Annotated in this window: 9 protein-coding genes; all 9 read left to right on the top strand. The window is 55.3% G+C overall.

Annotated elements, in window-relative coordinates; translation table 11 throughout:
- Positions 1 to 160 precede the first annotated feature (160 nt).
- On the top strand, positions 161 to 445 hold the full coding sequence (gene pduA, locus AB7E14_RS17905) for a propanediol utilization microcompartment protein PduA (RefSeq protein WP_012906330.1): 285 nt from the start codon (positions 161 to 163) through the stop codon (positions 443 to 445).
- Positions 442 to 1,254, top strand: coding sequence for a propanediol utilization microcompartment protein PduB (gene pduB / locus AB7E14_RS17900; RefSeq protein WP_043000238.1), 813 nt, complete (start codon positions 442 to 444; stop codon positions 1,252 to 1,254). Before pduA ends, pduB begins: the two co-directional genes overlap by 4 nt.
- 18 nt (positions 1,255 to 1,272) lie before the next feature.
- On the top strand, positions 1,273 to 2,937 hold the full coding sequence (gene pduC, locus AB7E14_RS17895; protein WP_042318193.1) for a propanediol dehydratase large subunit PduC: 1,665 nt from the start codon (positions 1,273 to 1,275) through the stop codon (positions 2,935 to 2,937).
- A gap of 10 nt (positions 2,938 to 2,947) precedes the next feature.
- A complete protein-coding gene (gene pduD, locus AB7E14_RS17890) occupies positions 2,948 to 3,616 on the top strand; it encodes a propanediol dehydratase medium subunit PduD (RefSeq protein WP_043000237.1) in 669 nt (222 codons plus the stop codon).
- A gap of 13 nt (positions 3,617 to 3,629) precedes the next feature.
- Positions 3,630 to 4,151: a propanediol dehydratase small subunit PduE gene (pduE, locus tag AB7E14_RS17885; RefSeq protein ID WP_043000236.1), complete on the top strand. Its 522-nt coding sequence runs from the start codon at positions 3,630 to 3,632 to the stop codon at positions 4,149 to 4,151.
- Positions 4,152 to 4,160: 9 nt separating this feature from the next.
- A complete protein-coding gene (locus AB7E14_RS17880) occupies positions 4,161 to 5,993 on the top strand; it encodes a diol dehydratase reactivase subunit alpha (protein WP_043000235.1) in 1,833 nt (610 codons plus the stop codon).
- The gene (locus AB7E14_RS17875) at positions 5,983 to 6,333 is read left to right on the top strand and encodes a glycerol dehydratase reactivase beta/small subunit family protein (RefSeq protein ID WP_316961823.1); all 351 of its coding nucleotides are present in this window, start codon (positions 5,983 to 5,985) and stop codon (positions 6,331 to 6,333) included. The genes AB7E14_RS17880 and AB7E14_RS17875 overlap by 11 nt, the downstream gene beginning before the upstream one ends.
- Before the next feature lie 19 nt (positions 6,334 to 6,352).
- Positions 6,353 to 6,628, top strand: coding sequence for a propanediol utilization microcompartment protein PduJ (gene pduJ / locus AB7E14_RS17870; protein WP_042318188.1), 276 nt, complete (start codon positions 6,353 to 6,355; stop codon positions 6,626 to 6,628).
- A 23-nt stretch (positions 6,629 to 6,651) separates the two neighbouring features.
- A partial coding sequence (locus AB7E14_RS17865; RefSeq protein ID WP_428169749.1) for a BMC domain-containing protein occupies positions 6,652 to 7,024 on the top strand: 373 nt, incomplete at its 3' end.

The following is a 7,024-nucleotide window of genomic DNA, read 5'->3' as shown; positions in this document are numbered from 1 at the left end:
AAATAATAAAACCAATAAAAACAAAAAGATAATATACAAAAAAGCAAGTTTGTCACATTCACAGCCCACTAATTTTTCACCCAGACTTTCAAGTCAGCCATTCTTTTTCCTCGCTTCTTTTTATAGTCATGAATATCGGGACAACCCAGGCGAGGTCTTTATGCAACAAGAAGCATTAGGAATGGTAGAAACCAAAGGCTTAACTGCAGCCATAGAGGCCGCAGATGCCATGGTGAAGTCAGCCAATGTCATGTTGGTCGGCTACGAAAAAATTGGCTCAGGGCTGGTAACCGTCATCGTCCGCGGTGATGTCGGTGCCGTAAAAGCGGCGACCGATGCTGGCGCTGCTGCTGCGCGCAACGTGGGAGAAGTGAAAGCCGTACACGTGATTCCACGCCCTCATACCGATGTTGAAAAAATCTTACCGAAGGGAATTAACCCATGAGCAGCAATGAACTGGTTGAACAGATCATGGCGCAGGTCATTGCCCGTGTGGCAACGCCTGATCAAGCGGGTATCCCTGATAAAACCCATCCAAAACGAGAGACGGCTATGGCAGAGAAGAGCTGCAGTTTAACGGAATTTGTTGGCACGGCGATTGGCGACACCGTAGGTCTGGTGATTGCAAACGTAGACAGTGCCCTGTTGGAAGCAATGAAGCTTGAGAAGCGCTATCGCTCCATTGGCATCCTGGGCGCGCGTACCGGCGCGGGTCCGCACATTATGGCGGCAGACGAAGCGGTCAAAGCCACCAATACCGAAGTGGTAAGCATTGAACTCCCTCGCGATACCAAAGGCGGCGCGGGTCACGGTTCTCTCATCATTATCGGTGGTAACGACGTTTCCGACGTTAAGCGCGGAATTGAAGTGGCGCTGAAAGAACTCGATCGCACCTTTGGTGATGTGTATGGCAACGAAGCCGGACACATCGAACTGCAGTACACCGCTCGCGCCAGTTACGCGCTGGAAAAAGCGTTTGGTGCGCCGGTTGGCCGTGCCTGCGGCGTGATTGTGGGTGCTCCGGCTTCCGTCGGCGTGTTAATGGCAGATACTGCCCTGAAAGCCGCGAACGTTGAAGTTGTGGCCTACAGCTCTCCGGCACATGGCACCAGCTTCAGTAACGAAGCGATCCTGGTGATCTCCGGCGATTCTGGCGCAGTGCGTCAGGCGGTTATCTCAGCGCGAGAAATCGGTAAAACCGTTCTTGCGACCCTCGGTGCTGAACCGAAAAACGATCGCCCGTCCTATATCTGAACTCCGTGAGGCTCATTCATGAGATCGAAAAGATTTGAAGCACTGGCGAAACGCCCTGTCAATCAGGACGGATTCGTTAAGGAGTGGATCGAAGAAGGCTTCATTGCGATGGAAAGCCCGAACGATCCCAAGCCGTCGATTAAAATCGTTAACGGCGCCGTCACCGAACTCGATGGCAAATCGGTCAGCCAGTTTGACCTGATTGACCACTTCATTGCCCGTTACGGCATCAACCTGGCGCGCGCAGAAGAAGTGATGGCGATGGACTCCGTAAAACTCGCTAACATGCTGTGCGATCCTAACGTAAAACGTCGCGACATTGTGCCACTGACCACGGCGATGACCCCGGCAAAAATTGTCGAAGTGGTTTCGCACATGAACGTGGTTGAGATGATGATGGCGATGCAAAAGATGCGCGCGCGTCGCACGCCATCCCAACAGGCGCACGTCACCAACGTCAAAGATAACCCGGTACAGATTGCGGCCGACGCCGCAGAAGGTGCATGGCGCGGATTTGATGAGCAGGAGACCACAGTAGCTGTGGCGCGTTATGCCCCATTCAACGCCATTGCGCTGCTCGTCGGTTCCCAGGTGGGCCGCCCCGGCGTGTTAACCCAGTGTTCACTGGAAGAGGCAACCGAACTGAAGCTCGGTATGCTGGGACACACCTGCTACGCCGAAACCATTTCCGTCTACGGTACCGAACCGGTCTTTACTGACGGCGACGACACGCCGTGGTCAAAAGGTTTCCTCGCCTCTTCTTACGCTTCGCGTGGGTTGAAAATGCGCTTCACTTCCGGTTCAGGTTCTGAAGTACAGATGGGTTATGCCGAGGGCAAATCCATGCTGTATCTCGAAGCGCGCTGCATTTACATCACCAAAGCGGCAGGCGTACAGGGTCTGCAAAACGGCTCCGTAAGCTGCATCGGCGTTCCGTCCGCAGTGCCATCAGGAATTCGTGCGGTACTGGCAGAAAACCTGATCTGTTCCTCGCTGGATCTGGAATGCGCCTCCAGTAACGACCAGACCTTTACCCACTCCGATATGCGTCGTACCGCGCGTCTGCTGATGCAGTTCCTGCCGGGGACCGACTTTATCTCTTCCGGTTATTCCGCCGTGCCGAACTACGACAACATGTTCGCGGGCTCCAACGAAGATGCGGAAGACTTTGATGACTACAACGTTATCCAGCGCGACCTGAAAGTGGACGGTGGTCTGCGTCCGGTACGTGAAGAAGACGTTATCGCCATTCGTAACAAAGCAGCGCGCGCTCTGCAGGCGGTTTTCGCTGGCATGGGGCTGCCGCCCATTACGGATGAAGAAGTTGAAGCCGCAACCTACGCCCACGGTTCGAAAGATATGCCTGAACGTAACATCGTTGAGGACATCAAGTTTGCGCAGGAAATCATCAATAAGAACCGCAACGGTCTGGAAGTGGTGAAAGCGCTGGCTCAGGGCGGCTTTACCGATGTCGCGCAGGACATGCTCAACATCCAGAAGGCCAAGTTAACCGGGGACTATCTGCATACCTCCGCCATCATCGTCGGCGATGGACAAGTGCTCTCTGCCGTCAATGACGTCAACGATTATGCCGGTCCGGCAACAGGTTATCGCCTGCAAGGCGAACGCTGGGAAGAAATTAAAAACATCCCTGGCGCACTTGATCCCAACGAGCTTGGCTAAGGGGTGAACAATGGAAATTAATGAAAAATTGCTGCGCCAGATTATCGAAGACGTGCTGTCCGAAATGCAGACCAGCGATAAGCCCGTCTCATTTCGTGCACCGGGAACGTCAACCGCGCCTGCTGCACCGGCCGGTGACAGTTTCCTGACGGAAATTGGCGAGGCGAAACAGGGCACGCAACAGGATGAAGTGATTATTGCGGTCGGCCCGGCGTTTGGCCTCTCTCAGACCGTGAACATCGTCGGTCTGCCTCATAAAAACATTCTGCGCGAAGTGATTGCCGGGATTGAAGAGGAAGGTATTAAAGCGCGTGTAATTCGCTGCTTTAAATCATCCGACGTGGCGTTCGTGGCCGTTGAGGGTAACCGTCTGAGTGGTTCCGGCATCTCTATCGGCATCCAGTCAAAAGGCACGACGGTCATCCATCAACAGGGACTGCCGCCGCTGTCCAACCTGGAGCTGTTCCCGCAGGCTCCGCTGCTGACGCTGGAAACCTATCGCCAGATTGGTAAAAACGCCGCGCGTTATGCCAAGCGTGAATCACCGCAGCCGGTCCCGACGCTGAACGACCAGATGGCGCGCCCGAAATATCAGGCTAAATCCGCCATCTTGCACATTAAAGAGACGAAGTACGTCGTGACGGGCAAAAACCCGCAGGAACTGCGCGTGGCGCTTTAATAAGGATCCCTTTATGAATACCGATGCAATTGAATCGATGGTTCGGGATGTGTTGAGCCGCATGAACAGCCTGCAGGGCGACACATCTGCCCCGGCAGCAGCTTCGGGCACTACGACCCAGACCGCCAAAGTGACCGACTATCCGCTCGCCAGTAAGCACCCTGAGTGGGTTAAAACGGCTACCAACAAAACGCTGGATGAATTCACCCTCGAAAACGTTCTGAGCAACAAAGTGACCGCGCAGGATATGCGTATCACACCGGAAACGCTGCGCATTCAGGCGGCTATTGCCAAAGATGCCGGACGTGACCGCCTGGCGATGAACTTTGAGCGCGCCGCAGAACTGACGGCGGTGCCGGACGATCGCATTCTCGAGATCTATAACGCCCTGCGTCCTTATCGTTCAACGAAAGAAGAACTGCTCGCGATCGCGGACGATCTTGAAAACCGCTATCAGGCCAAAATCTGCGCCGCGTTTGTTCGTGAAGCGGCGGTGTTGTACGTCGAGCGTAAGAAGCTGAAAGGCGACGACTAAGGAAAGGTCATGAGATATATAGCTGGCATTGATATCGGCAACTCATCCACAGAAGTCGCGCTGGCGACGCTGGATGACACTGGCGCGCTCACCATTACCGGTAGCGCGCTGGCAGAAACCACCGGGATAAAAGGCACATTGCGTAATGTGTTTGGGATTCAGGAGGCGCTCACGCTTGCGGCTAACCGTGCAGGCATCAATGTCAGCGATATCTCGCTTATCCGTATCAACGAAGCCACCCCGGTGATTGGTGATGTCGCGATGGAAACCATCACGGAAACCATCATCACCGAATCCACCATGATCGGTCATAACCCGAAAACACCGGGCGGCGTCGGTCTGGGTGTGGGGATCACTATCACGCCGGAAGAGTTACTCACCCGACCGGCGGATACCCCGTTAATTCTGGTGGTGTCATCTGCTTTCGATTTCGCTGATGTCGCCACCATGATTAACGCCTCTGTCCGTGCCGGTTACCAGTTAACCGGTGTCATTTTGCAACAGGACGATGGCGTTCTGGTCAGTAACCGACTGGAAAAACCCCTGCCCATCGTTGACGAAGTGCTGTACATCGACCGTATCCCGCTCGGAATGCTGGCCGCCATTGAGGTCGCCGTGCCCGGTAAAGTCATCGAAACGCTGTCAAATCCTTATGGCATCGCGACGGTGTTTAATCTCAATGCGGACGAGACCAAAAACATTGTCCCGATGGCGCGAGCGCTGATTGGCAACCGTTCCGCCGTGGTGGTGAAAACCCCGTCAGGCGATGTTAAAGCACGCGCCATTCCTGCCGGAAACATTGAACTGCAGTCCCAAGGGCGCACGCTACGCGTTGATGTCGCGGCAGGCGCCGATGCCATTATGAAAGCAGTTGGCGAATGCCCGAAACTGGACAACGTTACCGGTGAAGCGGGTACCAATATTGGCGGTATGCTGGAACACGTTCGCCAGACAATGGCGGAACTGACCAATAAGCCAAGCAACGAAATTTTTATCCAGGATTTACTGGCCGTAGATACCTCCGTTCCGGTCAGTGTCACCGGTGGACTGGCCGGTGAGTTTTCTCTTGAGCAGGCTGTCGGTATCGCCTCGATGGTGAAATCAGACCGTCTGCAGATGGCAATGATCGCCAGCGAAATCAAAGAAAAGCTGAACGTGGATGTACAGGTTGGCGGAGCAGAAGCCGAAGCGGCAATTCTGGGCGCGCTCACCACGCCAGGTACCACGCGTCCGCTGGCGATTCTGGATTTAGGCGCGGGCTCGACCGACGCCTCCATTATCAATCCCAAAGGCGAAATTATCGCCACCCACCTCGCCGGGGCTGGCGACATGGTTACCATGATCATCGCCCGGGAGCTGGGACTTGATGACCGCTATCTGGCGGAAGAGATCAAAAAGTATCCGTTAGCCAAAGTCGAAAGCCTTTTCCATCTGCGCCACGAAGACGGTAGCGTTCAATTCTTCCCGACGCCACTTCCCCCTGCGGTGTTTGCCCGCGTCTGTGTGGTCAAGCCGGATGAACTGGTGCCCCTGCCCGGCGATCTCGCGCTGGAGAAAGTTCGCGCCATTCGCCGCAGCGCCAAAGAGCGCGTGTTTGTCACCAACGCCCTGCGCGCACTGCGACAGGTTAGCCCGACGGGCAATATCCGCGATATTCCGTTTGTCGTCCTGGTCGGTGGCTCCTCGCTGGACTTTGAAGTGCCGCAACTGGTGACGGACGCCCTGGCGCATTATCGCCTGGTGGCCGGACGCGGAAACATTCGCGGCACCGAAGGCCCGCGAAACGCAGTGGCGACGGGGCTCATCCTCTCCTGGCATAAGGAGTTTGCCCATGGACAGTAGCGTCACCACGCCTGCCATTGTGATTTCGACTATCGGCGACTGCCTTTTAGTCTGGAAAGAGGTGCTGCTCGGCATTGAAGAAGAAGGCATTCCGTTTGTGATTCAAAACCAGGCGGCGGGAGAAGTCGTTCAGAGCGCATGGCAGGCGGCCCGCCAGTCTCCGCTGCTGGTCGGCATCGCCTGCAATGAAGAAACCCTGGTCGTGCACTACAAGAATTTACCCACTTCAGCGCCGCTTTTTACGCTGACGTATCGCCAAAACAGCCTTGACCGGCGAAGTACTGGAAACAACGCGGCAAGGTTAGTCAAAGGGATCCCCTTCCGGGATCTCAATGCTTAATCCACAGGAGAATTGCAGTATGAATAACGCACTGGGTCTGGTTGAAACAAAAGGGTTGGTCGGCGCGATTGAAGCCGCAGATGCCATGGTGAAATCCGCCAACGTGCAACTGGTCGGTTACGAAAAAATCGGCTCCGGCCTGGTGACCGTCATGGTTCGCGGTGACGTCGGCGCCGTTAAAGCCGCCGTTGATGCAGGCTGCGCGGCAGCAAGCGTCGTGGGTGAGGTGAAATCCAGCCACGTTATCCCGCGTCCGCACAGCGACGTTGAGGCTATTTTACCAAAATCGGCCTGAGCATTATCGAAAAGGAGCACAGCGTGAAGCAATCACTGGGATTACTCGAAGTTAGTGGTCTGGCATTAGCCATCTGTTGCGCAGATGCCATGGCGAAAGCGGCTTCCATCACGCTGGTTGGCCTTGAAAAAACCAACGGTTCAGGCTGGACGGTGATCAAGATCACCGGTGATGTGGCATCAGTACAGTCTGCCATTATCACCGGTGCTCATCTCGCTGAACAGCAAGATGGCCTGGTCGCGCATAAAGTGATCGCCAGACCTGGCGAGGGCATTCTTTCTCGCGCGATGGCTGCCACTCCGGCACCTGTGCCTGCACCCGCAACGGTGTCTGCACCGGAATCCGTGCCAGCCCCCATCGAAGAACCTGAAACTGAAGTCGTTGTAGAAGAGTCAG

The organism is Citrobacter sp. (assembly GCF_050252275.1).
GTDB lineage: Bacteria > Pseudomonadota > Gammaproteobacteria > Enterobacterales > Enterobacteriaceae > Citrobacter_A > Citrobacter_A amalonaticus.
The sequence above is the reverse complement of the archived record's forward strand: the minus strand, read 5'-3'. Positions and strand labels throughout refer to the sequence as shown.